This window comes from Nocardioides lianchengensis (assembly GCF_900101465.1).
Lineage (GTDB): Bacteria > Actinomycetota > Actinomycetes > Propionibacteriales > Nocardioidaceae > Nocardioides > Nocardioides lianchengensis.
Genome location: NZ_FMZM01000007.1, coordinates 182,817 through 207,009 on the forward strand (window position 1 = coordinate 182,817; position 24,193 = coordinate 207,009).

The following is a 24,193-nucleotide window of genomic DNA, read 5'->3' on the forward strand; positions in this document are numbered from 1 at the left end:
GCTCCGGCGACCTGCCCGGAGACGCTGGCCCGTCAGTTTTCCCGCCGCGGCGACCGGCCTCTACGGCAGCACGAGCACCCCGTCCAGGCGGCGGGGGAGGCCCCACGGGTTGGCGTCGCGCAGCGACGCGGGGAGTACGGCGTCCGGCGCGTCCTGGAACGTCACCGGGCGCAGCCAGCGGCGGATCGCGGTCGCGCCGACGGAGGTGTGCTGCGCCGAGGTGGTGGACGGCCAGGGACCGCCGTGGGTCTGCGCCCAGCTGACGGCCACGCCGGTCGGCCAGCCGTTGAACAGCACCCGGCCGGCACGCGCGGCGACCAGGCCGACCAGCTCGTCGAGCGGGAGCGAGTCGTCGTCCTCGACGTGCAGGGTCGCGGTCAGGCTGCCCTCGACCGAGCGGAGCGCGACGGCCAGGTCGTCGAGGTCGTCGTACTCGACGACGACGGAGACGGGGCCGAAGACCTCCTCGGCGACGGCCGGGTCGGCGGCGACGGTGGCGGCGGAGGTGACGAAGACCGACGGCGAGGCCCAGGACCCCTCGGCCGGGGCGTCCTCGCCGCCGGCGAGCCGGGTCGCGGCCGCCGACAGCGCGGCGACCCCGTCGTCGAGGGCGGTGCGGATCCGGGCGTTGAGCAGCGGCGCGGGGGCGGCGGCGCCGACCCGGGCGGCCAGGGCGTCGGCCAGACCGTGGCCGCGGGGCAGGAAGAGCAGGCCGGGCTTGGTGCAGAACTGTCCGGTGCCGAGGGTGAAGGAGTCGACGTACCCGTCGACGATCGCGGCGCCGCGGGCGGCCACGGCCGAGGGCGTGACGATCGTGGGGTTGATGCTGCCGAGCTCGCCGAAGAACGGGATCGGGTCGGGCCGCGAGGACGCGGCGTCGAAGAGCATCCGGCCCACGTGCGTCGAGCCGGTGAAGCCGGCCGCCTTGATCCGGGGATCGCGCAGGGCGGTGAGGGCCGCGTCGTTGCCGCGCACCGCGCCGATCACGCCGGCGGGCAGGCCCTGCTCGGCGACGACCGTCGCGGCCAGGTCGAGGACGGTGGCCGACAGGCCCGGGTGCGAGTCGTGCACCTTGGCCAGCACCGGCGAGCCGCACGCGAGCGCGGAGGCGGTGTCGCCGCCGAGGACGCTGAAGGCCAGCGGGAAGTTCGAGGCGCCGAAGACCAGCACCGGGCCGAGGGACACCAGGACCCGGCGCAGGTCGGGCCGCGGCGGCGTCGCGGTGGGGACGGCGGGGTCGAGGGTCGCCTCCAGGTAGGACCCCTCCTCGACCACCGTCGCGAACAGCCGCAGCTGCCCGGACGTCCGGCCGACCTCGCCGGTCAGCCGGCCCAGCGGCAGGCCGGACTCGAGGCTGCCCAGCTCGGCCAGCGCGACGGCGTTCTCGTCCAGCCGGTCGGCCAGCGCGCGCAGCAGCCCGGCGCGCACGCACGGCTCCGAGGCGGCGTACGACGGGGCCGCGGCGGCCGCGGCCGCGAGCAGCGCCTCCAGCTCGTCGGGGGTGGTCGCGGCGTAGGCCTCGCCGACCGGCTCGCCGGTGCGGGGGTCGGTGCCCTGGATGAGCGTCATGAGTCCTTCTGGGTCGGGTCGGGGGTGAGGTGCCAGCGGGCCCCGGCGAGGCCGCGGCGGGCCAGGTCGTCGAGGTGGGCGCGGGCGAGGGAGACGGTCTGCAGGTTGGGCCCGCCGAACGGGCCCAGGTCGCGACCGATGGCGATCGCCAGGTCGCGCACGCCGACCACCTCGTGGCGGGTCAGGTGGTCGTGGACGAAGTCGGTCGCGCGGTCGACGAAGTCCAGGCTCTCCTGGATCCGCGCGCGCCCGGCGGCGGGATCGAGCGGGTCGCCGTGCGAGGGGACCAGCGCGGCGAAGTCGAGGTCGAGCAGCCGCCGCAGGCCGGACCGGTAGCGGTCGACGTCGTGGTAGAGCGGGGCCAGCCACTCGGCCGAGCCGGAGATCGGGACGCCCGCGCCCTGCACGTCGTCGAAGGTGAAGAGCAGCCCGCGGTCCAGGTCGCGCACCGCGATGTGGCCGGGGGAGTGGCCGCTGGTGGTGACCACCTCCAGGCGGCCGAACGAGCCGTCCAGGACGTCGCCGTCGCGCAGCAGCCGGTCGATCCGCACGCGCTCGCCGTACAGGCCGGCGATCTCGGCGCGCTCCTCGGCGCTGAGCCGGTAGGCGTCCGGGTTGGCCTCCCACAGCTCGGTGATCACCCGGTCGTTGTCCTCCAGCCACGCGGCCTCGGCGGCCGGAGCGGCGAACACCGCGTCGCTGACCGCGGCCAGGGCCGCGTTGCCGCCCATGTGGTCGGGGTGCGCGTGGCTGTTGACGACCAGCGAGACGTCCTCGATGCGGTGACCCGCGTCGGCCAGCCGGCCGCGCACCGAGGTCTCCGGCGTGATCGACGTGCCGCTGTCGAGCAGCACCAGCCCGCCCTCGTGCGGCAGCGCGTGCAGCCAGAGCGGGAGCCCGCAGGCCTGGAGGTACTCGGTCTCGATCCGGACCCAGTCCCCGAAGACCGACGCCGGCAGGCTCACGGCCGCCGCGCCGGGTCGGGGGTCAGCCAGGCGAAACGCTCGGCCGACGCGGGCAGGACCGGGTTGCGCAGGGTGCCGACGCCGGCGACCGAGACCTCGACGACGTCGCCGGGGACCAGGTCGAAGTCCAGGTCGGGCACCAGGCCGGTGCCGGTCGAGAGCAGCGCCCCGTCGGGGAACGTCGACTGCCGGCGCAGGTGCTCGACGAGGTCGTCGTACGTGCGGTGCAGCAGCTTGGTGGACGTCTCGCCCTTCCAGCGCACGGTGCCGTCGGCGCCGGTGACGACCAGGGTGACGCCGAGGTCGTAGAGGTCCGGCACCTCCCAGACCGGCCGGATGCCGGGGCCGACCGCGCAGGCGCCGTGGTAAAGCTTGGCCTGCGGCAGGTAGAGCGGGTTCTCGCCCTCGATCGAGCGCGACGACACGTCGTCGCACACGCTGACGCCGACCGTCTCGCCGGCGGCGTTGACCACCACGACGACCTCGGGCTCGGGCACGTTGACCGGCGAGTCCTCGCGGACGCCGATCGGCTCGCCGTCGCCGACGGCCCGCCAGGCGACGGACTTGAAGAACAGCTCGGGGCGGGCGGCGTCGTACACCCGGGAGTAGACGTCGGGCACGCCCGACTCCTCCTGGCGCGCCTCGCTGGAGCGCTGGTAGGTGACGCCGGCGGCCCACACCTCGGTGAGGCCGTCGACGGGCGGCAGCAGCCGCACCTCGTCGAGCGGTACGGCGGGCGCCGTGACCGCCTCGCAGACCGCGCGGAGCTCGGCCAGGGGCAGCCGCAGCAGCTCGGCCAGGGTGGCCACGGGCAGCGCCCGGACCTGCCCGTGGCTCTCGAGGCCGACCAGCACCTGGTCGTCGTGGACGTAGCGGATGATCAGCATTCTCGGGACTCCTTAGCGGCCGGTGAAGACCGGCGGTCGCTTCTCGGCGAAGGCGCGCCGCCCCTCGGCGGCGTCCTGGGTGGCCATGCAGATGGCCTGCATCTCGCGCTCGTACTGGATGGCCGGCTCGAGCGCCATGCTGCGCGCGGCCAGCAGGTTGGCCTTCGCCGACTGCGCGGCGATCGGGGGCCGGGACGCGATGGTGCGGGCCAGCGTGCGGGCGGCGTCGAGCAGCCCGTCCGGCTCGTGCAGCCGGCTGACCAGCCCGGTCCGGAGCGCCTCCGGGGCGTCGACGGGGTCACCCGTCAGCAGCATCAGCGCCGCGTCGCTCGAGGACACGGCGTTGGACAGCAGCGCGGTCACGCCGCCGCCGCCGATCCAGCCCAGCTTGATCTCGGCCGCGCAGAAGCGGGCGGTGGTGCTGGCCAGGCGGACGTCGCAGGAGAGCGCGAGCTCGAGGCCGCCGCCGTACGCGAGGCCGTTGACGGCCGCGATGACCGGCAGGCGCAGGGCGCGCAGCGCGTCGCAGTAGTCGCGGCGGTTCCGGAACTGCCACGGGTCGGGGTAGCCGTCGACCTCGCCGATGTCGCTGCCGACGCAGAAGGAGCGCTCGCCGGCGCCGGTCAGCACCAGCGCCCGCACGTCCTCGCGGTCGTCCATCGTCTCGACGAGCTCCAGCAGCGTGGAGCTCATGTCCTTGGTGACGGCGTTGAGCTTCTCCGGCCGGCGCAGGGTGATCACCCCGACGCCGTCGGCGACCTCGAAGCCGATGTGCTCGCTCATGCGCTGCGGAACCTCTCGTTGATCTCGGTGACGACCGCCGCGGCGCGGGCGCGGCCGTCGACGACCTCGCGCACCAGCTCCGAGGCCTCGTCCTGCAGGGCGACCCAGCCGTCGTACCGGGGACGGACCCAGGCGGTGTCGACCGAGCGGCGGGTGGCGGAGTAGTAGCCGCCCCAGTCACGGTCGACCTCGGGGCTGTCCCAGGCGCCGCGGTGCGCGGGCTGGCCGGAGGTCGAGGGCACCAGGTCGGTCTGGACGTCGTCGGCGAGGAAGGCGGTCACCCAGCGTCGTACGTCGTCCAGGTCGGTGTCGCGGTGGGCGGACAGCGCGAGGCCGGTGCCGCCGAGGACGCTGCCCGGCCGGTCGGTCGCGAACGACGGCGCGCCGGCCCAGGCCAGCGGGCGGGCACCGGTGCGGCCGGCGGCGTACGACGCGTAGCCGTAGGCGAGCGGGCACCAGTCGGCCGCGCCGGCGGCGATCGCCTCGTGCACGGTGATCGGGTCGCCGAGCGAGGTCGTCCGGTCGACGGTCCGCCACAGCCAGGTGAGCAGGTCGAGGGCCTGCTCGGCGACCTGCGGATCGAGCAGGTCGGGGGAGCGGCGGTCGTCGTCGGCGCACATGGCGAGCAGCATCAGGAAGGCGTGCGGGCCGCCCAGGCACAGGGTGGTCGCGATCTCGCGGCTGGCGTCGGGGACGTCGGTCCAGGCGGTGGGCAGCGGCGTCGCCAGGTCGGCGGCGCGCACGCCCACCTGGGTGGCGGCGTCGATCGGGAGCGCCCACTGCTGGTCGTCGAGGGTGTAGCTGGCCCAGGTCGGACCCACGCTCGCCGCGGCCCAGGCGGCCAGCTCGTCGCCCGTGAACACCTTGTCCCACGGCAGCAGCGCGCCGGTGGCGATCGCGTGGCCCAGGCCGGGGTGGTCGACGACCAGGAAGTCGTACGACGGCGCCAGCGTCTCGAGCGGTCGGGCCTCGAAGTCGGCCAGCGACTGCCGGTCCCAGGTGATCCGGGGCGCCGCGAGGCGCTCGGCGAAGGCCTGCAGCGGCAGGTAGGCGCGCGGGTGGTCCCAGGTCATGCCGCGGAGTCCGGTCATCGGCGCACGACCCCCGCCTCCACGAGCGCGCCGACCTCGGCGGCGCTGAGCCCGACCTCGGCCAGCACCTCGTCGGTGTGCTGCCCGACCAGGGGCGCCGGACGGGCCACGGTGGCCGGCGTCGCAGCCATCCTGAACGCGAAGCCCGGCGTGGTGACCTCGCCCTCGGTGGGGTGGTCGTAGGTGACGAACGAGCCGTTGTGCTGCACCTGCGGGTCGTCGAGCAGGTCGTCGTAGGAGTTGACCGGACCGACCCACACCCCACGGCCGCCGAGGTCCTCCAGCCACCACGCGGTGGTCCGGGTGGCCAGGCAGCGGGCCACCAGCGCGGAGATCTCGTCGCGGTGGGTGAACCCGTCGCGCTCGGCGTCGAACGCCTTCAGCTCGGGCTCGTCGAAGGCCTCGGCCAGCACCCCGAGGTCGGCGAACGCGAGCGCGACGTACCCGTCGGAGGTGGCGTAGATGCCGTACGGCGCCCGGATGTAGGTGTGCGCGTGCACCTCGGTGCTGCGGCTCTGCGGGACGCCGCCCACGGTGCGCACCGACAGCTCCTGCATCTGCATGGCGATCAGCGCGTCGAGCATGTTGACCTCGACCAGCTGGCCCTCGCCGGAGCGCTCGCGGTGCAGCAGCGCGGCGAGCACCGCCTCGAAGGCCGAGTAGCCGGTGATCGCGTCGGCCAGGAAGTACGGCGCCGCCTGGGGCGGCTGCTCCGGCGTGCCGGCGCTGTAGAGCGCGCCGCCGAGCGACTGCAGGAGCAGGTCCTGGCCGGGGCGGGCGACGTACGGACCGGACTCGCCGTACCCGCTCATGGAGACGTAGACCAGGTCGGGCTTGATCGCGCGCAGGGTCTCGTAGTCGACGCCGAGCCGGGCCGCGACGCCCGGGCGGTAGTTCTGCAGCACGACGTCGGCGGTCGCGACCAGCCTGGCCAGCAGCGCCTTCCCCGCGTCGCTCTTCAGGTCGACCGCGAGGCTGCGCTTGTTGCGGTTGAGGGAGAGGAACGAGGCGTTGACCTCGTTGCCGACCGCGCCGCCGGCGCTGACGTGGCGCTGCCACTCGCCGGTGGTCGGCTCGATCTTGATGACGTCGGCGCCGAGGTCGCCGAGGCGCATGGTGGCCAGCGGGCCGGCCATGGCGATCGAGAGGTCGAGGACGCGGTAGCCGTCGAGGACGGGCATGGGATCTCCTGGGTTCAGCGGGTACGGCGGTCGCGCCGGATGTCGTGGGCGGCGCCGGTGACGACCTCGCGCATCAGCGCCGACGCCTGGTCGGCGTCCTTGGCGACGATCGCGTCGAGCACGGCGCGGTGGGCGGGCAGCGTGCGCTTGTTGCGGCGCACGTTGCGGGTGTGCACCTGGCGGGCGGCCGCGAGCGCGACCTCCATCACCGAGTGCAGGTGGACGAGCAGGTCGTTGCCGCCGGCCTCGACCACGGCCCGGTGGAAGGCCAGGTCGTGGACGATGAAGGCGTCGGGGTCGTCGAGCGTCTCCTCCATCCGGTGGTAGCTCTCCTGGATGGCGCGCACCACCGTCCGGTCCTTGGTCCGCGCGGCCAGCCGCGCGGCCTCGGGCTCCAGGACGACCCGCATCTCGGCGAGGTGGTCGAGGTGGAGCGCCGTCGGGTCGTTCTCGTAGCGCCAGGCCAGCACGTCCGGGTCGAGCAGGCTCCAGGCGGTCTCGGGCTGCACGATCGTGCCGACCTTGCGCTTGGAGACCACGAGCCCCTTGGCGACCAGCACCTTGGTCGCCTCGCGGACGGCCGAGCGGCCCGAGCCGTAGACCTTCCCGAGCTGCTCCTCGGTCGGCAGCGGCGCGCCGACCGGCAGCTCGCCGGTGACGATCTGGCGGCCGAGGTCGTGGACCAGCTGGCCGTGCAGGCCGTCACGGCGGTACGCCGTCGCGCGCTCGGTCATCGGTCCTCCTCGGGTGGTCTGCGACCGACTGTAGACCTTTCGTCAGACAAAAGCATCAAAAAGTCTGACAAAAGTCTGGACGCGGTCGCCGGACCGGATGACACTGGACGGCGTACGACGTCACGACCCCTTGTGGACCCCTGAGGAGCAGCACGATGAACCGGTTCGACGGCCAGGTAGCACTCATCACCGGAGGGGCGTCGGGCATCGGCCTGGCCACCGCCCGGCGGCTGCTCGACGAGGGGGCGCAGGTGGTCCTGCTCGACCGCGACGAGGCCGCGCTGAGCGCCGCGGTGGCCGAGCTCGGGTCCGGCGCGCACGCCCGGGTCGCCGACGTCGCGGACGCGGCCGGCATCGACGCGCTCGTCGCCGAGGTGGCCACGACGCTCGGGCGGATCGACGTACTCGTCACCGCCGCGGGCGTCGACCGCTGCGACACCGTCGTCAACACCTCGCTGGAGGAGTGGCGCACGATCATGGACGTCGACCTCGACGGCGTCTTCTACATCTGCCGCTCGACCATCCCGGTCTTCGTGCGCCAGGGCGGCGGCGCGATCGTCACCATCTCCTCGGCCATCGGCACGGTGGGCGAGCGCAACCGCTCGGCGTACTGCGCGGCCAAGTCCGGCGTCGAGAACCTCACCCGCGCCATGGCCCTCGACCACGGCGCCGAGGGCGTCCGGGCCAACTGCGTCGCCCCCGGCCTCATCGACACCCCGCTGATCGCCAACGGCAAGGTCGCCGGCGGCAGCGACACCGCCCTGATGGACTCGATGATCGCCGCCCACCACGCCATCCCGCGGATCGGCCAGCCGTCCGAGGTCGCCAGCGCCATCGCCTTCCTCGCCAGCGCCGACGCCTCCTTCGTCACCGGCGCGATCCTCGCCGTCGACGCCGGCTGGACCGCCGCCTGAGCCGACCCGTCACTCAGATACCTGTTCTGTCGGCGTGTCGGTCGCCGATCGACGGGTCGTCGTACGGCGTCCGTCGGGCCGACCCGTCGATCGCTGACCGACACGCCGCGAAAAGTGGTCATCCAGTGACGGGTCGGCGGGGGTGGGCGGCCTGGTCGCGGAGTGCGGCGAGCAGTGCCCGGGCGGCGGCGCCCGGCGGCGGCGTGCGTCGTACGGCGACGTGCAGCTCCCAGTCGTCCGGTCCGTCGACGACCGGCACCCGGGCGCAGCCGTCCATCGGGACGGCGTCCGGCAGCACCGCGACGCCGAGCCCGGCCCGCACGAACCGCGCGGCCGAGGGCAGGTCGCCCGCCTCGACGACCAGGCGCCGGGTCAGGCCGCGCTGACGCAGGGTCTCGTCGAGGACCACCCGGTTGCCGAAGCCCGGCGGGGTGTCGACCCAGTCCTCGTCGGTGAGGTCGGCGAGCCGCAGCCGGCGGCGCCCGGCGAGCCGGTGCCGCTCGGGCAGCACGGCGACGAACGGGAAGGACCGCAGCGGGTACGACGCCAGCTCGGTCTCGCCGTGCGGGCTGACGAGCGCGACGTCGAGCCGACCGCGCAGCAGGTCCTCACGGAGGCCGGTCGAGCCCCGCGGGGAGACGCCCAGCGTCAGCTCGACCCCCGGGTGCTGGCGGCGGAACCCGGCGATCACGGCGGGCAGGTCGATCAGGTCCATCGCGCTGAACGTGCCGAGCCGGACCTTCCCGCGCAGCCCGGCCGACGACTCCCGGGCCAGGTCGCGGGCCTCCTCGACGGCGGCGACGGCGGCCCGGGCGGCCGGCAGGACGCGCTCGCCGGCCGGGGTGAGCCGGACGCTGCGCGTCGTCCGCTCCAGCAGCGTGGCGCCGAGCTCGCGCTCCAGGCTGCGCAGCGCGGCCGAGACCGTCGACTGGGCCGCGTGGACGCGCGCCGCTGCCCGGGTCACGTTGAGCTCCTCGGCCACGGCCACGAACTGCTCCAGCGAGCGGATGTCCATGCATCGATCCTATCGATGAGTGAGTCCATGATTCTGCGTTGGACTCGCACGATCTCGACGCGCACGCTGGAGCCATGACCAGCACCCTCGCCGCGCCGTCCGTCCCCGATGCCCCCTGGCGACTGCGCCACGGCCTCGGGTTCTGGGTCGTCGCCGCGGCCTTCCTCGCCGTGATGGCCTTCGCGACCGTCCCCACCCCGCTCTACGCGATCTACCAGCAGGTCGACGGCCTGGAGCCGCTCGCGATCACCGCCGTCTTCGCCGCCTTCGCGGTCGGGGTGATGGCCAGCCTCTACCTCGCCGGCCACCTCAGCGACGTGCTCGGGCGCCGGCCGATGATCCTGGTCTCGGTGCTGGTCGAGGTGGTCTCCGCGATCGTCTTCCTGCAGTCCACCGCCCTGCCGGTCCTGCTGGCCGCCCGGCTGCTCTGCGGGCTCGGCGTCGGCACCCTGGCCGCCACCGCCACGGCCCACCTCAGCGAGCTCCGGCTGGCCGCCCGGCCGGAGGACGGCCCGGGGACGGCCGGCACCGTCGCGGGCGTCGTCAACATCGGCGGGCTGGCGCTGGGCGCCCTCGTCGGCGGGGTGCTGGCCGAGACCGTCGACCGGCCGCTGCACACGCCGTACCTCGTGTTCCTGGTGCTGCTCGTCGTCGCCGCGCTGGCCGTGGCCCTGGTGCCCGAGACCGTGGTCCGGGCCGAGCAGCGGCCGGCGTACCGGCCCCAGCGCGTGGCCGTCCCCGCAGCCGCGCGGTCCACCTTCGCGGCGGCCGGCGCGGCGGCGTTCGCCGCCTTCGCGGTCCTCGGGCTCTTCACCTCCCTCACCCCGACCTTCCTGGTCACCGTCTTCGACCAGCGCGACCACCTGGTCGCCGGGGCCGTGGTCTTCGGCGTCTTCGGCTCCGCGTCGGCCGCCCAGGTCGTCGCCGCCCGCTGGCCCCTGGCCCGCCAGCTCGGGTACGGCGCCGCCGCGACCGCGGTCGGGCTCGCCGGCGTGGTGGCCGGCGCCCTGCTGCCGGCGCTCCCGCTGTTCGTCGTGGGCGGTGTGGTGGCCGGTGCCGGGGTCGGCCTGGTGTTCAAGGCGTCGGTCGCCCTGGCCGCGGGCCTGGCGCCGGCCGAGAGCCGCGGCGAGGTGCTGGCTGCCGTCTTCCTGGTCGCCTACGCCGGCATCACCCTCCCGGTGCTCGCCGTCGGCGCCGCGCTGCTGGCGGTGTCGCCCGAGCCGGTCCTGGTCGTCTTCGCCGCCCTGGTCGCCGCCGCCGTCGCGGCCACGACCACCCGCCTGCGCCGTACCCTCGCCGCCTGACCTGTGGACGATCCCGCCGAGTCGGCGCACAGGTGCGCCGACTCGGCGAGCCCGTCCACAGGCCGGCTATTCGGACGACCCTTGTCCCGAAGGTGGGGCGGGCCTACGTTGCCCGGCATGATCCGCGTCTTCCAGGTCGCCACGGGCAACGTCGGCACCGAGATGGTCAAGCGGCTGCAGACCCACCGGGAGCTGGAGCTGGTGGGGCTGCACTGCTACTCGCCCGAGAAGATCGGCCGCGACGCCGGGGAGATCGCGGGCATCGGCCCGATCGGGGTGCGGGGCACGGGGACGGTCGAGGAGATCCTGGCCGCCGAGCCGGACGTGCTGACCTTCCACGGGGTGTGGCCCGACGTCGACCTCTACGTGCGGGTCCTGGAGGCCGGCATCGACGTCGTGACGACGGCCGACTGGATCACCGGCCACCACCGCGACGCGAACCACCGGCGCCCCGACGGGGCCACCGAGACCGAGCTGATCGCCGCCGCCTGCGAGCGGGGCGGGTCGACGTTCTACGGCACCGGCATGAACCCCGGCCTGGCCCAGATCCTCACCACCGTGCACTCCGCCGACGTCGCCGACATCGAGAACGTCACCTGCCTGGAGTCCGTCGACGTCTCCTGCCACCACTCCGCCGACACCTGGGCCAACTGCGGCTTCGGCCGCCCGGTCGACGACCCGGAGGTGCCGCGGCTGCTGGAGCTCGGCACCCGCGTCTTCGGCGACGGCGTGCACCTGATGGCCGACTGCTTCGGCATCGAGCTCGACGAGGTCACCTTCGACTACCAGCTCGGCGCCTGCACGAAGGACGTCGACCTGGGCTGGTACGTCCTCCCCGAGGGCTCCGTCGGCGGCGCCGCCTTCCAGTACGTCGGCCGAGTCGCCGGCGTACCCCGGGTCGAGCTGCACCTGGAGTGGCAGATGACGCCGCTGACCGAGCCCAAGTGGGACGTCCAGGGCTGCTACGTCACCAGGATCCAGGGCGACCCGGTGATCCACAGCAAGCACCTGATCCTGCCGAAGCCAGGCACCGACTTCTCCTCGGTCGAGGCGTTCGCCGCGATCGGCATGACGGTCACCGGCATGCCCGCCCTGAACGCGATCCCCGCGGTCGTCGCCGCGCCTCCGGGGATCGTCACCAGCGCCGACCTGCCGCTGCGCGCGTTCGGCGGCCGGTTCGTCGAGGCGGCGTACGCCGGGCGTGGCTGACTTCCCGCACCTGCTCCGGCCCGGCCGGATCGGGGAGATGACGACCCGGAACCGGATCGTCATGTCGCCGATGGAGACGATGTACGGCACGCCCGACGGGCTGCCCTCGGAGCGCACGGTCGCCTACTTCGCGGAGCGGGCCGCGGGCGGCGTCGGGCTGGTCACCCTGGGCGCCACGGGGATCGACCACCAGCACCCGGAGACCCCCGGCGGGCTGCACCTCGGCACCGACGAGGCGGTCGCCGCGCACCGCCGGCTGGTCGAGGCGGTGCACGCCCACGGCGCGCGGATCCAGCCGCAGATCGTGCACGCCGGACCCGACGGGCTCGGTCCGGAGATGCACGGCGTGACGTCGCTCGGGCCGAGCGCGATCCCGTCGTACCTCACCGGTCGGCCCTCGACGGAGATGACCAAGGCCGACATCGCGGCGCTGCTCGACCGCTACCGGGCGGCGGTGCGCCGCGTCGCCGAGGCGGGGTACGACGGCCTCGAGCTGCACGCCGCGCACGGCTACATGATGATCGGCTCGTTCCTCGCCCCGCAGCGCAACCGGCGCACCGACCGCTACCGCGGCACCAGCCCGGAGGGCCGGCTGCGGCTGCTGCTGGAGGTGCTCGCGGCGATCCGCGCCGAGGTCGACCTGCCGGTCACGCTGCGCATCTCCGGCTACGAGCGGGTGGCCGGCGGGCGGCCGGTCTGGGAGACCGCCGGGTCGGCGCCGCTGCTGGTCGAGGCCGGTGTCGCCGCGTTCCACATCAGCGGCGGGGTGATCGACCGGCTGGTCACCCGGATGGTCAACGGCGCCGACGACGGCGACGGGCTGAACGTGGGCGCGGCGGCCGCGGTGAAGCAGGTCGTCGACGTGCCGGTGATCGCGGTCGGCCGGCTGCACGACCCGGTGCTGGCCGAGCGGGTGCTGGCCGAGGGGCGGGCCGACTTCGTGGCCCTGGCCCGGCCGCTGCTCGCCGATCCCGACCTGCCCCGCAAGCTCGCCACCGGCCGGCACCAGCGGGTCCGCCGCTGCATCTCCTGCGAGAACTGCATCGACTCCCTGGAGCAGCGCTTCTCGGTCGACTGCGCCGTCAACGCCCGGACCGGCCGCGAGCTCGAGCTGCTCCCGACCCCGACGACCCGGGCCCGGCACGTGGTGGTCGTCGGCGGCGGGCCGGCCGGCCTGGAGGCCGCCCGCGTCGCGGCCGGTCGCGGGCACCGGGTCACGCTCCTCGAGCGGGGCCGGCGGCTGGGCGGGGCGCTGGTCTGGGCGTCGGTCGTGCACCCGGAGAACGAGCCGTTCCTGACCTGGCTGCGTGACGAGGTCGGGCGCGCGGGGGTCGACGTACGCCTGCGGACCGCGGCGACGCCGGACCTGGTCGCCGCGCTGGCGCCCGACGTGGTCGTGGTCGCGACCGGAGGGCGGATCGAGGTGCCGGAGCTGCCCGGCGCCCACCTGCCCCACGTCCGTCGCGGTGTCGAGCTGCGCGAGCGGCTCGCGGGACTCCCGCTCGTCCGGCCGGGACTGGTCCGCGCCGCGAGCCGCGCCTGGCTCCCGCTCGGGAACCGCGTCGCGCTGGTCGGCGGCGACCTGGTGGCGATCGAGCTGGCCGAGCTGCTGGCCACCCGCGGCCGGCTCGTCACGGTGCTGGAGGCCGGCCCCGAGCTCGCGCCCGAGGTCGGCTGGAAGCGCCGGACCGAGCACATGGACCGCCTCGACCGGCTCGGCGTCACCTGCCACGTCGGCGCGGTCGTCGAGCGGATCACGCCGGGCGGGCTGGCCTTCCGCCCCGCCGGCGGTACGACGCGCGCGCTCGCCGCGGACTCGGTCGTGCTGGCCGGCGAGGCCCGCCCCGACCTCGCGCTGCACGACGCCCTGGTGGCGCGGCTGCCCGGCGTACCCGTCACGCCGGTGGGGGACTGCACCGGTCTCGGGCTGATCCGCGGGGCGGTCGAGGACGGCGCCCGCGCGGGTTGTGTGATCTGAGACCCATCCGGGAGGTCGGCGGCTCCGAACAGTGGGCACCAGCTCCCTCTCGAAAGGTCGTCCTCATGCGCCGTCCCACCCCCAGCCTGATCGTGTCCGTGCTCGCCCTCGTGGTGGCCACCGGCGGCACGTCGTACGCCGCTGTGCAGCTCACCGGCAAGGACATCAAGAACGGCTCGATCTACTCGGCCGACATCGCCGACCAGTCGCTGCGCGCGCGCGACTTCCGCGACGGTGTGCTGAAGCCGGGCCCGAAGGGCGACCGCGGGCCCGCGGGCGAGAAGGGCGACGCGGGTCCCGCCGGCACCGGCCGCTGGGCGCTCGTCGCCGCGGACGGCACCATCGAGGCGCAGTCCGGCGGCTTCACCGTCGCCTCGGCGTACGACGCCCCCGGGGCCCCCGCCGGCGCGGTCGGCAACGTCTACATCGACGCCAACGAGGACCTGAGCGACAACGCCGTGATCGCCACCATCGCCCTGCAGAACCAGGTCGACCAGAACGGCGACACCATCACCAACGGCCGCTCGCTGAACCCGGACGCCAACCCGGAGTTCTCCGGTGAGATCACCGCGACCCAGTGTGCGATCGCCGGCGTCGTGGCCTGCGCCCCGACCGGCACCAACACCGCCGAGCACCTCGTCGTCAGCCCCCGCCTCAGCGACGGCCAGGTCACCACGGCCCCGAACCGCAAGCGGTTCTACGTGGTCGTCACCGGCGACTCGACCGACTACGTGGCCCCCGCCGCCTGACCCCACCACGTCGAGGGCCGAGTCAGCACCAGTGGTGCTGACTCGGCCCTCGACTTCTGCTGACTCGGCGAGGGCCGGGGGTCAGCGGGGCTCGTGGCTCTCCAGCTCGTTGTTGAAGGCCGAGTCCTTCCGGGACAGGTGCTCGCGGCGCTCCTCGTGGGTGAGCGCCTCGACCTGGGACCGGACGTCGGAGGGGAAGCCGGTCAGCTCCGGCGCCTCGGCCAGCGGGACGATCGTCTGCACGACGCGGTCGTCGTACACGTGGGTCATCGTGAACGACTGGTGGCCGTCCACCCCCGACACGAACCGCTCCAGCGGCGCCGGGTCGGAGGTGTAGCAGGTCGCCGAGGCCACCGAGACCGGGATGCCGGCGAAGGTGGAGTACGTCGAGTAGTGCAGGTGGCCCGCGAGGATCGTGCGGACGTCGGTGCCGCGCAGTACGTCGGCGAGCCGGTGCTGGTCGGCCAGCTCGATCACCTCGGCCGCCGGCAGCATCGGCGTCGGCACCGGCGGGTGGTGCATCGCCACGATCGTCCCGTGCTCGGCGGGCGTGGCCAGCACGTCGGCCAGCCAGGCCAGCTGGTCGTCGGTCAGCTCGCCGTGGTGGTAGCCCACCACGCTGGTGTCGAGGGCGACGATCCGCAGCCCGGCCACCTCGTGCACCCGGTCCTGGCACGCGTCCGGGTCGTCGGGGTCGACGTCGAAGAGCCCGCGCGAGTACGCCGCCCGCTCGTCGTGGTTGCCCATCGTCCAGATCACCTCGGCGCCCAGCGCCGCGGCGGCCGGCTCGACGACCTCGCGCAGCCGGGCGTACGCCGCCGGCTCGGCCTTGTCGGCGAGGTCGCCGGTGAAGACGAGCGCCTGCGGGGGGACCGGCAGGTGGGCCAGCCGCTCCAGGGCCCGTCGCAGTCCTTGCTCGGTGTCGACGACGCCGTACTGACGGACGCCCTCGGCGAGCAGGTGGGGATCGCTCAGGTGGGCGATCGCGTGGCTGGGGGCGGGATGCTGACCGAACGACACCCGGAGAAACCTACGTCCTCGGGGCCAGCTCGAAGACGGGAATGACCCGGTCCGTGCGCTTCTCGTACGTCGCGAAGTTCGGCCAGGTCCGCAGCATCACCTGCCAGAGCTCGGCCCGCTCGTCACCGGTCACCTCCCGCGCCGTCACGTCGTACGACGTCCGCCCGACGCGGACCGTCGCCTCGCCGGCCGCGCGCAGGTTGTGGACCCAGACCGGCATGTCGGGACCGCCGAAGTAGGACCCCGCGACCAGCCAGCGGCCGTCGTATGGGACGCAGAGCAGCGGGGTCGAGCGGGGCAGGCCGGACTTGCGGCCTACGACGGTGAGCACCAGGTTCGGCAGCCCGGCGATGTCGAGCACGCTGTAGCGCCCGCCGGTCAGCGACTGAAGGCGCCGATCGGTCCACACCACCTGCGGGAGCAGCTTCGGCATCCACGGGAGGGCGCCGATCCGGACGGCGAGCGGGGTGAGCAGACCCATAGCCGGATCGTAGGGGGTTCGTGGTCACCCCGACCGGTGGAGTTCACGCGCGAGAAAGACGCCCTTCCTAGCCTCCGCACATGCTCACTCGTGGTCTGGCCGGCAGCGTGCTGGTCCTGCTCGGCGGCCTGGTGGTCTCCACGCTGCCCCGGTCGACCCAGCTGCTGAGGTCGGAGTCCCTGGTCGCGATCCGCGGCTCCGAGGCCGGGCGGATGGTCGGGCTGACCGTCGTCCTGCTCGGGCTGGGGCTGCTCGCGGCCGCCTGGCTGGCCCTGTGCCGGCACGTCGCGGTGGCGGTCGGCGAGGAGCAGGACGACGCGCTCGCGCTGGTCCGGCACGCCGTCGTCGTCTGGTCCGCGCCGCTGGTGATCGCGCCGCCGCTGTTCTCCCGCGACGGCTGGTCCTACGCCGCGCAGGGGATGATGGCCCACCTCGGGATCTCGCCGTATGACCACGGTCCGTCGGTCCTGCACGGGCCCGTCGTCCAGGCCGTCGACCCGATGTGGCTCGAGACGGTCACGCCGTACGGGCCGCTGCCGCTGGTCGCGGGCGACTTCTTCGCCGACTTCACCGGCAACCCGTGGATCCTGGCCATCGGGCACCGGGCGGTCGCGCTGCTCGGCCTGGTGCTGCTGGCCTGGGCGGTCCCGCGGATGGCCCGCTGGACCGGCCTCAACCCGGCGATGGCCTCGGCGGTCGCGCTGGCCTCCCCGTTGATGCTCGCGAACGGCGTCGGCGGCCTCCACAACGACCTGCTGATGGTCGGCCTGATGGCGGCGGCGCTGGTCGTGGCGGCCGAGCGGGGCTGGGTCGGTGCGGCCGTGCTCGGCGGGTGCGCGGCAGCGGTCAAGGCGCCGGGCGGGCTGGTCTGCCTCGCGGTCGCGCTGGTCTCACTGCCGCTGCTGGCCTCCACCGCCGAGCGGGTACGACGCCTCGCCGCGGTCGCGGCCGTCTCGCTGGGGACCCTGGTCGGGCTGAGCCTGGTGACCGGGCTCGGCCTGGGCTGGCTCGGTGGGCTGACCGTGCCGGCCACCGTCAACACGCCGCTGTCCCTGACCACCCTGGTCGGCGGCGCGTTCGACTGGGTGGCCCGGGTGGCCGGCACCGGGCTCCCGAACGCGCTCTTCCTCGACCTGGTCCGCCAGACCGGCACCCTCACCGCCGTCGGCGTCGCGGTCTGGGTGGCGCTCACCTGGCCCACCGGGCGCCGCGACACGGCCGTCGCCGCGGTCGCCACCGTCATCGGCACCCTCGTCGTGCTGAGCCCGGTGGTGCACCTCTGGTACTTCCTCTGGGTCACCCCGTTCCTGGCCGCGATGCACCTGAGCCGGGTCGCCGCCAGCGGCCTGCTCGCCGCGTCCGTCGTCCTCGGGCTGGTCGCGCCGCTCGACTCCTCGCTGCACGGCGCCTACCTGGCGATCGTGCTCGGCAGCATGACGGTGGCCGTCCTGGTCCCCGTCCTGCTGCTCACCCGCCGCGCCCGCGTGCGCCTCGACAAGATCGTGAGGTCACGGTGGCTCGCCGTCCCCTGACGTGGCTGCTCCTCCTGGTCGCCGCCGTCATCGCCGGCCGGATCGAGCAGTTCCGCGGCTTCATCGACCTCGAGGTCTACCGCTTCGGCGGCGCGACGCTCGCCTCCGGCGCCGACCTGTACGACGGGGGCGCGGTTGAGGCGGCCGGCCTCCCGTTCACCTACCCGCCCTTCGCGGCGGTCCTGATGGCGCCGCTGACCGAGCTGCCGCCGGTGCTGCTGGCCGCCGGCTGGGCGGCCGCCAGCGTGGCCGCACTGCTGGCCGTGCTGCGGCTGCTGCTGCCCGCGTGGCCACCGTCCGGTGTGGTTGCGCTGACCGCCGGCGCGCTGCTGCTGGAGCCGGTCTGGCAGTCGCTCTCCTTCGGCCAGGTCAACCTGTTCCTGCTCCTCCTGGTCTCGTACGACGTGCTGCGGCCGGATCGTCGTACCGCCGGGGTGCTGATCGGCGTCGCCGCCGGCATCAAGCTCACCCCGCTGGTCTTCGTCGCGCTGCTGGTGCTCGCGGGCCGGCGGGTGCCGGCGGTCCGAGCGGTGGCCGCCTTCGCGGGCACCGTCGCGGTCGGCTTCCTGGCCGCCGGGAGCGACTCGGCGACGTACTGGACCCACACGCTGTGGGACCCGACCCGGATCGGCGGCCTGTCCTTCACCAGCAACCAGTCGGTGAACGGGGTGCTGGTGCGGCTGCTTGGCCACGAGCCGCCGACGCTGCTCTGGCTGGCGGCGGCCGGCGCCGCGGCCGGGGGCCTGCTGGTCCTGGGCGGGCTCTGGTGGCGGCGCGGCGAGCCCGGCCTCGCCCTGGTGCTGGGCGCGCTCGCGATGCTGCTCGCCTCACCTGTCTCGTGGAGCCACCACTGGGTCTGGGCGGCGCCGGCGGCGGTGGTGCTGTGGCGGCGCTCCCGCCCGATCGCGGTGGCCTGGACGGCGCTGTTCACGTCGGCCTGCATCTGGTGGCCGCCGCACCGCGAGGACCGCGAGCTGGCCTGGGGCCTGCCCGAGCACCTGGTCGGCGACGCGTACGTCTGGGCCGCGCTCCTGGTCGGGGGCTGGGCCGCGGTGACCTACGTGCGCGCCGGCTCGACCCGGCCGCGCACCTCGCCCAGCGACAGCCGCGCCCCGCTGGTCGAGGGCGCGGTGTAGCGCAGCACCACCTCGGCGCCGTCGGCCAGGAACCGCTCGCCCCACCACAGCTCCAGGAACGACCCGCGCTGGTCCTCCGCCGGCCCGCTGATCGTCCCCGACGCGAACAGGTCGCCGGTGCGCAGCGAGGCGCCGTTGGAGGTCAGGTGGGCCAGCATCTGCGCCGGCCCCCAGTAGGTCGTGCGGTACGGCGGCCGGCTCACCACCTCGCCGTCCAGCTCCACCTCGACCTCGATGTCCAGCCCGCGGGGGGGCCCGACCGCCGGCAGCAGGTGGGGGAGCGGCTCGGGGTCCTGGCCCGGCAGGTCGCACCAGGCCGCGTCGAGCGCCGCGAGGGGCGTCACCCAGGCGCCGACCGAGGTGGCGAAGGACTTGCCGAGGAACGGTCCGAGCGGCACGTACTCCCACGCCTGCACGTCGCGCGCCGACCAGTCGTTGAGCCCGACCACACCGAACACGTGGTCGCCGAAGGCGTCGTACGCCACCGGGGTGCCGAGCGGGCTCGGGGCGCCGACCACGAAGCCCAGCTCGGCCTCGATGTCCAGCCGCTCCGTCGGGCCGTACGACGCGCCGCCGGGCCGCTGTCCCTGCGGGCGTACGACGGGCGTCCCGCTGACCACCACCGTGCCGGCGCGGCCGTGGTAGGCCACCGGCAGGTGCTTCCAGTTCGGCAGCAGCGGCTCCTGGTCGGGGCGGAACATCCGCCCGACGTTCGTCGCGTGGTGCTCGGAGGCGTAGAAGTCGACGTAGTCGGCGACCTCGAACGGCAGGTGCAGGACGACGTCGTCGACCGGGACCGACGGGGCGTCGGGCACCCGCTCGGTCAGCTCCTCGCGGGTCTGCCGCCAGACCTCCGGGCCCAGGCCCAGGAAGGCGTTCAGCGACGGCTGCGCGAACTCCGGTCGCCCGGTCAGCTCAGACAGGTCGACGACCGCGTCGTCCAGACGTACGCCGACGCGCCGCTCACCGCCCGCCACCGAGAAGACGCCGTAGGGGAGGTGGTCGATCCCGAAGCCGCTCATGCGAGGCCCAGTACCCGCAGGTCGGCCAGCGGCTCGTCGACCGAGCAGGACCCGAACGAGGTGAACCAGCGCCGCCCGCGGGCCAGCTCGTCGGCGTCGAGGTCCGGTGCCCGGTCCTCGAGGGTCGCGACCACCTCGTCGGCGCTCGCGCCGTCGAAGGCACGCACCGTCGCGAGCAGCACGTTGAGGAAGCCGTGGCCGGCGTCGTGTCGACCCGGGTCGTGGCGCAGCGCGCGGTGCAGGCCGGCGGTGCACTTGAACGGCGTCTCGCGGTCCAGGGCCGCGTCGATCCAGGCCGCGAGGTCGCGGGCCGGCGCCTCGTTGGTGCGGTACTTCAGCCGCAGCTCGGCCCCGGCCACCTCGTCGGCGGCCGCGAGCCAGCCGTACGACGGCGCGGTCGGCGGCAGCTCGACGTACACCGGAGCGTCCTCGGCGAGCGCGCCCTCCGCGCGGGCGGCGTCGACCGCGGCGACGACCCGGCGCGCGTTGCCGGGCAGGTCGTCGGGGTCGCGCAAGGCGACCTCCAGGCCGGCCAGTCGGATGCCGTTCCGGGTGCACAGTGCGGCGGGCCCGGCGACCTGGCCGGCACCGCCGGTGAGGACGACGGAGACCGGGAGGTCGGTCCCGATCGCCGCGGCCACGACGGGCAGGTCGGTGTCGCGGAGCACGAAGCTGCCGACGAGCGGCTCGTCGCGGACGGCGTAGGCGTGGGCGGCCTCGACGAGGTCCGCGTCGCCGGGCGGGAAGATCGCTGCGTCGTCGACCAGCGCGGTCCAGAAGGGTTCCGTGGTGGGAGGCACGCGACTACCCTACCGGCACATATCGGCACCAAATGTCCGATAAACGGACACACCCGGAGGGTGGATCGTGGCGTACTACCGGCAGGTCGGCGAGGTCCCGCGGCAGCGGCACACCCAGCAGCGCGGCCCCGACGGGCGGCTGCACCGCGAGGAGCTGGTGGGGGAGGAGGGCTTCTCGTCCGACTCCTCGCTGCTCTACCACCGCGGCGTCCCCTCGGCGATCACGGCCAGCGAGGTCTGGGAGCTGCCGTCGCAGCGGACGGTTCCCAACCACCCCCTGAAGCCCCGCCACCTGCGCCTCCACGCGCTCTTCCCCCCGGTGGTGGAGGAGGTTGCGCAGCAACCGTCTCGACACCCCGACGCGGTGGTCGACCGCCGGCTGGTGCTCGGCAACGCCGACGTCCGGATCTCGTACGTCGTCACCGGGGACGCGCCCTCGGCGTACTACCGCAACGCCACCGGTGACGAGTGCGTCTTCGTCGAGTCCGGCAGCGGGGCGGTCGAGACGGTCTTCGGCGTGGTGCCCTACCGCTCCGGCGACTACGTCGTGATCCCGCGGGCGACCACGCACCGGTGGGTGCCGGCGTCGTCCTCCCGTCTCTACGCGATCGAGTCGAACAGCCACGTCGCCCCGCCGAAGCGCTACCTCTCCCGCTACGGCCAGCTGCTGGAGCACGCGCCGTACTGCGAACGCGACCTGCACGGCCCCTCCGCACCCCTGCTGGTCGAGGGCGCCGACGTCGAGGTGCTGGTCAAGCACCGCACCAGCGCCGGCGTGGTCGGCACCCGGCTCACCTGCGCGACCCACCCCTTCGACGTGGTCGGCTGGGGCGGCTGCCTCTACCCCTACACGCTGAACATCGAGGACTACATGCCGATCACCGGCAAGGTCCACCAGCCGCCGCCGGTGCACCAGGTCTTCGAGGGCCGCAACTTCGTGGTCTGCAACTTCCTGCCCCGCAAGGTCGACTACCACCCGCTCGCGATCCCGGTGCCCTACTACCACTCGAACGTCGACAGCGACGAGGTGATGTTCTACGTCGCCGGCGACTACGAGGCCCGCAAGGGCTCCGGCATCGGCCTCGGCTCGATCTCCCTGCACCCCGGCGGCCACGCCCACGGCCCCCAGCCCTCGGCCATCGAGGCCTCCCTCGGCGCCGAGTTCTTCGAGGAGTCCGCCGTCATGGTCGACACCTTCGCCCCGCTCGAGCTCGGCGAGGGCGGCCTCGCCGTCGAGGACGACGCCTACCCCTGGACCTGGGCCGCCGACACCGGTGGTTGAGCAGCGACGAGGTCCCGGTGGTTGAGCAGCGAAGGACGACGTCCTGAGCGTGTCGAAACCCCCGCAGCCCACAAGTGACGTCCACCCCGACCCACCCCCGCGCGTGACACCCGCATGCCCCTGCGCCGCCGTACGACGACCGCGCCGCGGGTCCAGGGGCAGCGGTGAGCAGTCCACCGATCCGGGCAGGCGATCGGTGGCTGGCGCACCGCCGCAGCGGCGGGTCCGTGCGACACGCCCGATCCGCGGTGGCCGGCCCACCTGCTGCGCGATCACAACTTTGGACAGCTCACCGCCGCCACCGCCCCCTACGCCCCCAGCGGTACGACGAGCCGCCCGGCGTGCACGCCGAGCATCCGGTCGACGGTCGCCGACCAGGGGAAGAGCGACGCTCGCGCCCGGGCCGCCGCCCGGCGGACCGGGACCGGTCGGGCCGCGACCTCCAGCACCGCGTCGGCCAGCGAGGTCGCGTTCGGAGCCCCCCAGCCGCCCGAGGTCGCGTCGACCAGCTCGCGGGCACCGCCCCGGTCCGCGGTGACGACCGGGGTGCCGCAGGCCAGCGCCTCCAGCACGGCCAGGCCGAAGGTCTCGCCGGGGCAGACCGACAGCGCGACGTCGGCGGCGGCGAGCCGGCGGGCCAGGTCGGCGCGGCCGTCGACGAACCCGTGGAAGACGACCGGCGCGGCGCCGGCCAGGGCGAGCAGCTCGTCGCGGTGCGGGCCCTCGCCGTACACGTCGAGGCGCAGCGGCACCCCGCGCCGGTGCAGCTCGACGGCGGTCGCGACGGCCAGGTGGGGCGACTTCTCGCGCGACAGCCGCCCGGCGTGGACCAGCCGCAGCACCCCGTCGACGGGGCGCGACGCAGCCGCGAGCGGCGGGCGGAAGGTGTCCAGGTCGACCCCGAGCGGCACCTGCTCGACCGGGCACCCGGCGGAGTCGGCGAGCGCCTGGAACTCCCGGCGGGCGTACGCCGACGTCACGACCACGGTGTCGAAGCTGCGCACCAGCAGCCGGTTGAGCAGCGCGATGGACACCTTCGAGGTGGCGTCGAGGCCGGTGCGCATCGCGAGCATGTCGCCCAGCCGCTCGTGCGAGAACAGCACCGTCCGGACCCCGTGCCGCCGGGCCCAGCGTGCGACCGGCAGCAGGGTCAGCTTGTCGCTCGACTCGACCGACGTCGGCCCGAACTCCTCCAGCACGTCGATCACCCGCCACGGCTCCACGATCAGCCGGTAGCCGCCCCCGACCCGCGGCGCCCGCAGCTGCACGACGAGGCCCTCGGGTGTGCGGGTGCGCGCGTCGACGGGACCCGGTACGACGAGCAGACGCTCGGCCCCGGCGCCGGCGTACCCCCGTCCGAGGGCGGCGACGGCGGTCTTCATCCCCCCGGAGGCGGGGCCGATGAAGTTGGCCAGCTGGGCGATGCGCACGCCCGCACCCTCTCGGCGAGCGGTGAACGGACGGCGACCACGACACGTGCGGGCGTGAAATGCCGGACGCCGTACCCGCCGAGGTGGCGGGTACGGCGTCCGAGCGGATGCGCGTGGCTCAGGCCACGACCTGCTGGCCGGTGAGCTTCTTGTAGGTGTACGCCGTGCCGATCAGCACCAGCGGGTAGGTCACCAGGACACCCACACCGCAGGCGATGGCGCCGGCGCCGGCGACCAGGTAGCCGACGATCGCCCAGACCAGGGCGTTGCCGAGGTTGTCCTTGACGAGGTTGATGCTCGCCTTGATCGCGTCGACCGGGGCGAGCCCCTTGTCGATCACGAAGTAGAGGCTGTAGCTGCTCGCGATGGCGAACGCGATGCCCGGGAGGAAGCAGAGGAGGTAGCCGACGAAGGTGCCCGCCGCGATCAGCAGGCTGGTGACGACGACCGGGCCCAGGTTGTCGAGCTTGAAGATCGAGGCGGCCTGGAAGGGCCGTCCCTCGGTCACGCCGAGCGCGCCGCGGATGAGGCCGGCGCCGATCACCAGGCTGGCGAAGAGGATCAGGGCGATCAGGATCGCGGTGGCGATCATGGTGACGATGAAGCCGGAGCCGTCGGTGCAGGTGGACGAGAACGTCTCGGGGTCGTAGGTGCACTCGGCGGGGCTGGTCAGCAGCATCATGATCACGAAGCCGATGCCGTAGGCGATGCCGACGCCGACGAAGAGCACCAGGCCGGCGATGATCCACTGGGCGGCGCCCTCCTGGAACTTCTTCCAGCCGTAGGACAGAGCCGCGCCCAGCTCCCAGGAGGCCGGACCGGTCGGGGGCGCGCCGTACGGGGTTCCGGCCGGAGGCGGAGGCGGGGGCGGCGGCGTCGCGCCGTACGGCTGGTAGCCCCCGGCGGGCGGCTCCTGCGGCGGCGGTGCGGGCGGGTCGACGGGGGGCTCGTTCGCGGACATGCGGGCTCCTCGGGGGACGGGCCGGGCAGGGGCCGGCACTCAACAGGAAGGTAGTGGTGACCCCAGGGCCGGGAAATGACCCGTTCGGGGGGTGGCGCGACGCTGCTGCCAGGGGGTGCTCATACCGGTACGGCGGTCCGGGTAAACATG

General features: G+C 74.3%; 22 protein-coding genes. 8 read left to right on the forward strand and 14 right to left on the reverse strand.

From position 1 onward, the window contains the following. Window positions 1–60 precede the first annotated feature (60 nt). Genes BLT76_RS14115 through BLT76_RS14145 form a run of 7 tightly spaced genes read right to left on the reverse strand, consistent with a single transcriptional unit; the run spans window position 61 to window position 7,210 of the window. On the reverse strand, window positions 61–1,569 hold the full coding sequence (locus tag BLT76_RS14115) for an aldehyde dehydrogenase (NADP(+)) (RefSeq protein ID WP_090857099.1): 1,509 nt from the start codon (window positions 1,567–1,569) through the stop codon (window positions 61–63). Continuing rightward, window positions 1,566–2,534, reverse strand: coding sequence for an MBL fold metallo-hydrolase (locus BLT76_RS14120; RefSeq protein WP_170867064.1), 969 nt, complete (start codon window positions 2,532–2,534; stop codon window positions 1,566–1,568). Before BLT76_RS14120 ends, BLT76_RS14115 begins: the two co-directional genes overlap by 4 nt. After that, on the reverse strand, window positions 2,531–3,421 hold the full coding sequence (locus BLT76_RS14125; protein ID WP_090857105.1) for a fumarylacetoacetate hydrolase family protein: 891 nt from the start codon (window positions 3,419–3,421) through the stop codon (window positions 2,531–2,533). The genes BLT76_RS14120 and BLT76_RS14125 overlap by 4 nt, the downstream gene beginning before the upstream one ends. 12 nt (window positions 3,422–3,433) lie before the next feature. Next, a complete protein-coding gene (locus BLT76_RS14130) occupies window positions 3,434–4,204 on the reverse strand; it encodes an enoyl-CoA hydratase/isomerase family protein (RefSeq protein ID WP_090857108.1) in 771 nt (256 codons plus the stop codon). Beyond that, window positions 4,201–5,295: a type 2 periplasmic-binding domain-containing protein gene (locus tag BLT76_RS14135; protein WP_090857111.1), complete on the reverse strand. Its 1,095-nt coding sequence runs from the start codon at window positions 5,293–5,295 to the stop codon at window positions 4,201–4,203. The genes BLT76_RS14130 and BLT76_RS14135 overlap by 4 nt, the downstream gene beginning before the upstream one ends. After that, complete coding sequence (locus tag BLT76_RS14140) at window positions 5,292–6,476, reverse strand: CaiB/BaiF CoA transferase family protein (RefSeq protein WP_090857114.1); 1,185 nt, start codon at window positions 6,474–6,476, stop codon at window positions 5,292–5,294. Before BLT76_RS14140 ends, BLT76_RS14135 begins: the two co-directional genes overlap by 4 nt. A gap of 14 nt (window positions 6,477–6,490) precedes the next feature. After that, window positions 6,491–7,210 (reverse strand): FadR/GntR family transcriptional regulator, encoded by a 720-nt coding sequence (locus BLT76_RS14145; protein WP_090857117.1) that lies wholly within the window; start codon window positions 7,208–7,210, stop codon window positions 6,491–6,493. Window positions 7,211–7,365: 155 nt separating this feature from the next. Here BLT76_RS14145 and BLT76_RS14150 point away from each other — a divergent pair, with 155 nt between their 5' ends. Further along, the gene (locus tag BLT76_RS14150) at window positions 7,366–8,124 is read left to right on the forward strand and encodes an SDR family NAD(P)-dependent oxidoreductase (RefSeq protein ID WP_090857119.1); all 759 of its coding nucleotides are present in this window, start codon (window positions 7,366–7,368) and stop codon (window positions 8,122–8,124) included. Window positions 8,125–8,242: 118 nt separating this feature from the next. On the opposite strand, the gene BLT76_RS14155 is transcribed toward BLT76_RS14150, so the two are convergent. Next, a complete protein-coding gene (locus tag BLT76_RS14155) occupies window positions 8,243–9,139 on the reverse strand; it encodes a LysR family transcriptional regulator (RefSeq protein WP_090857122.1) in 897 nt (298 codons plus the stop codon). Window positions 9,140–9,213: 74 nt separating this feature from the next. Between BLT76_RS14155 and BLT76_RS14160 the strand changes: the two genes are divergently transcribed. The 4 genes from BLT76_RS14160 to BLT76_RS14175 all read left to right on the forward strand — a co-directional run bounded on the left by BLT76_RS14160 (window position 9,214) and on the right by BLT76_RS14175 (window position 14,379). Next, window positions 9,214–10,443 (forward strand): MFS transporter, encoded by a 1,230-nt coding sequence (locus tag BLT76_RS14160; RefSeq protein WP_090857125.1) that lies wholly within the window; start codon window positions 9,214–9,216, stop codon window positions 10,441–10,443. Window positions 10,444–10,560: 117 nt separating this feature from the next. Then, complete coding sequence (locus tag BLT76_RS14165; protein WP_090857128.1) at window positions 10,561–11,652, forward strand: NAD(P)H-dependent amine dehydrogenase family protein; 1,092 nt, start codon at window positions 10,561–10,563, stop codon at window positions 11,650–11,652. Next, window positions 11,645–13,630, forward strand: coding sequence for an oxidoreductase (locus tag BLT76_RS14170; protein WP_090857131.1), 1,986 nt, complete (start codon window positions 11,645–11,647; stop codon window positions 13,628–13,630). Before BLT76_RS14165 ends, BLT76_RS14170 begins: the two co-directional genes overlap by 8 nt. A 65-nt stretch (window positions 13,631–13,695) precedes the next feature. Next, window positions 13,696–14,379: a hypothetical protein gene (locus tag BLT76_RS14175; RefSeq protein WP_090857134.1), complete on the forward strand. Its 684-nt coding sequence runs from the start codon at window positions 13,696–13,698 to the stop codon at window positions 14,377–14,379. Between the two features lie 81 nt (window positions 14,380–14,460). Here BLT76_RS14175 and BLT76_RS14180 read toward each other — a convergent pair whose 3' ends face one another. Both BLT76_RS14180 and BLT76_RS14185 read right to left on the reverse strand, forming a co-directional pair. Next, the gene (locus tag BLT76_RS14180) at window positions 14,461–15,399 is read right to left on the reverse strand and encodes a phosphodiesterase (protein WP_090857137.1); all 939 of its coding nucleotides are present in this window, start codon (window positions 15,397–15,399) and stop codon (window positions 14,461–14,463) included. A gap of 10 nt (window positions 15,400–15,409) precedes the next feature. Then, on the reverse strand, window positions 15,410–15,880 hold the full coding sequence (locus tag BLT76_RS14185) for a nitroreductase family deazaflavin-dependent oxidoreductase (RefSeq protein ID WP_090857140.1): 471 nt from the start codon (window positions 15,878–15,880) through the stop codon (window positions 15,410–15,412). 80 nt (window positions 15,881–15,960) lie between these two features. Between BLT76_RS14185 and mptB the strand changes: the two genes are divergently transcribed. Both mptB and BLT76_RS14195 read left to right on the forward strand, forming a co-directional pair. Further along, a complete protein-coding gene (gene mptB / locus BLT76_RS14190; protein ID WP_090857143.1) occupies window positions 15,961–17,412 on the forward strand; it encodes a polyprenol phosphomannose-dependent alpha 1,6 mannosyltransferase MptB in 1,452 nt (483 codons plus the stop codon). Continuing rightward, window positions 17,394–18,548: a glycosyltransferase 87 family protein gene (locus BLT76_RS14195; RefSeq protein WP_090857145.1), complete on the forward strand. Its 1,155-nt coding sequence runs from the start codon at window positions 17,394–17,396 to the stop codon at window positions 18,546–18,548. Before mptB ends, BLT76_RS14195 begins: the two co-directional genes overlap by 19 nt. Here the strand turns inward: BLT76_RS14195 and BLT76_RS14200 are convergent. Then, a complete protein-coding gene (locus BLT76_RS14200) occupies window positions 18,470–19,570 on the reverse strand; it encodes a fumarylacetoacetate hydrolase family protein (RefSeq protein WP_090857148.1) in 1,101 nt (366 codons plus the stop codon). The two genes, BLT76_RS14195 and BLT76_RS14200, sit on opposite strands and share 79 nt — an antisense overlap. Further along, window positions 19,567–20,370 carry a hypothetical protein gene (locus BLT76_RS14205; protein ID WP_244509411.1) on the reverse strand — a complete coding sequence of 268 codons (804 nt, stop codon included), beginning with the start codon at window positions 20,368–20,370 and terminating at the stop codon, window positions 19,567–19,569. Before BLT76_RS14205 ends, BLT76_RS14200 begins: the two co-directional genes overlap by 4 nt. 67 nt (window positions 20,371–20,437) lie before the next feature. Here BLT76_RS14205 and BLT76_RS14210 point away from each other — a divergent pair, with 67 nt between their 5' ends. Continuing rightward, window positions 20,438–21,652: a homogentisate 1,2-dioxygenase gene (locus BLT76_RS14210; RefSeq protein ID WP_090857151.1), complete on the forward strand. Its 1,215-nt coding sequence runs from the start codon at window positions 20,438–20,440 to the stop codon at window positions 21,650–21,652. Window positions 21,653–21,960: 308 nt separating this feature from the next. Here BLT76_RS14210 and BLT76_RS14215 read toward each other — a convergent pair whose 3' ends face one another. Both BLT76_RS14215 and BLT76_RS14220 read right to left on the reverse strand, forming a co-directional pair. After that, window positions 21,961–23,034, reverse strand: a complete 1,074-nt coding sequence (locus tag BLT76_RS14215) for a glycosyltransferase (protein ID WP_090857557.1) — start codon at window positions 23,032–23,034, stop codon at window positions 21,961–21,963. Window positions 23,035–23,200: 166 nt separating this feature from the next. Then, complete coding sequence (locus BLT76_RS14220) at window positions 23,201–24,043, reverse strand: DUF2189 domain-containing protein (protein WP_170867065.1); 843 nt, start codon at window positions 24,041–24,043, stop codon at window positions 23,201–23,203. Window positions 24,044–24,193 lie beyond the last annotated feature (150 nt).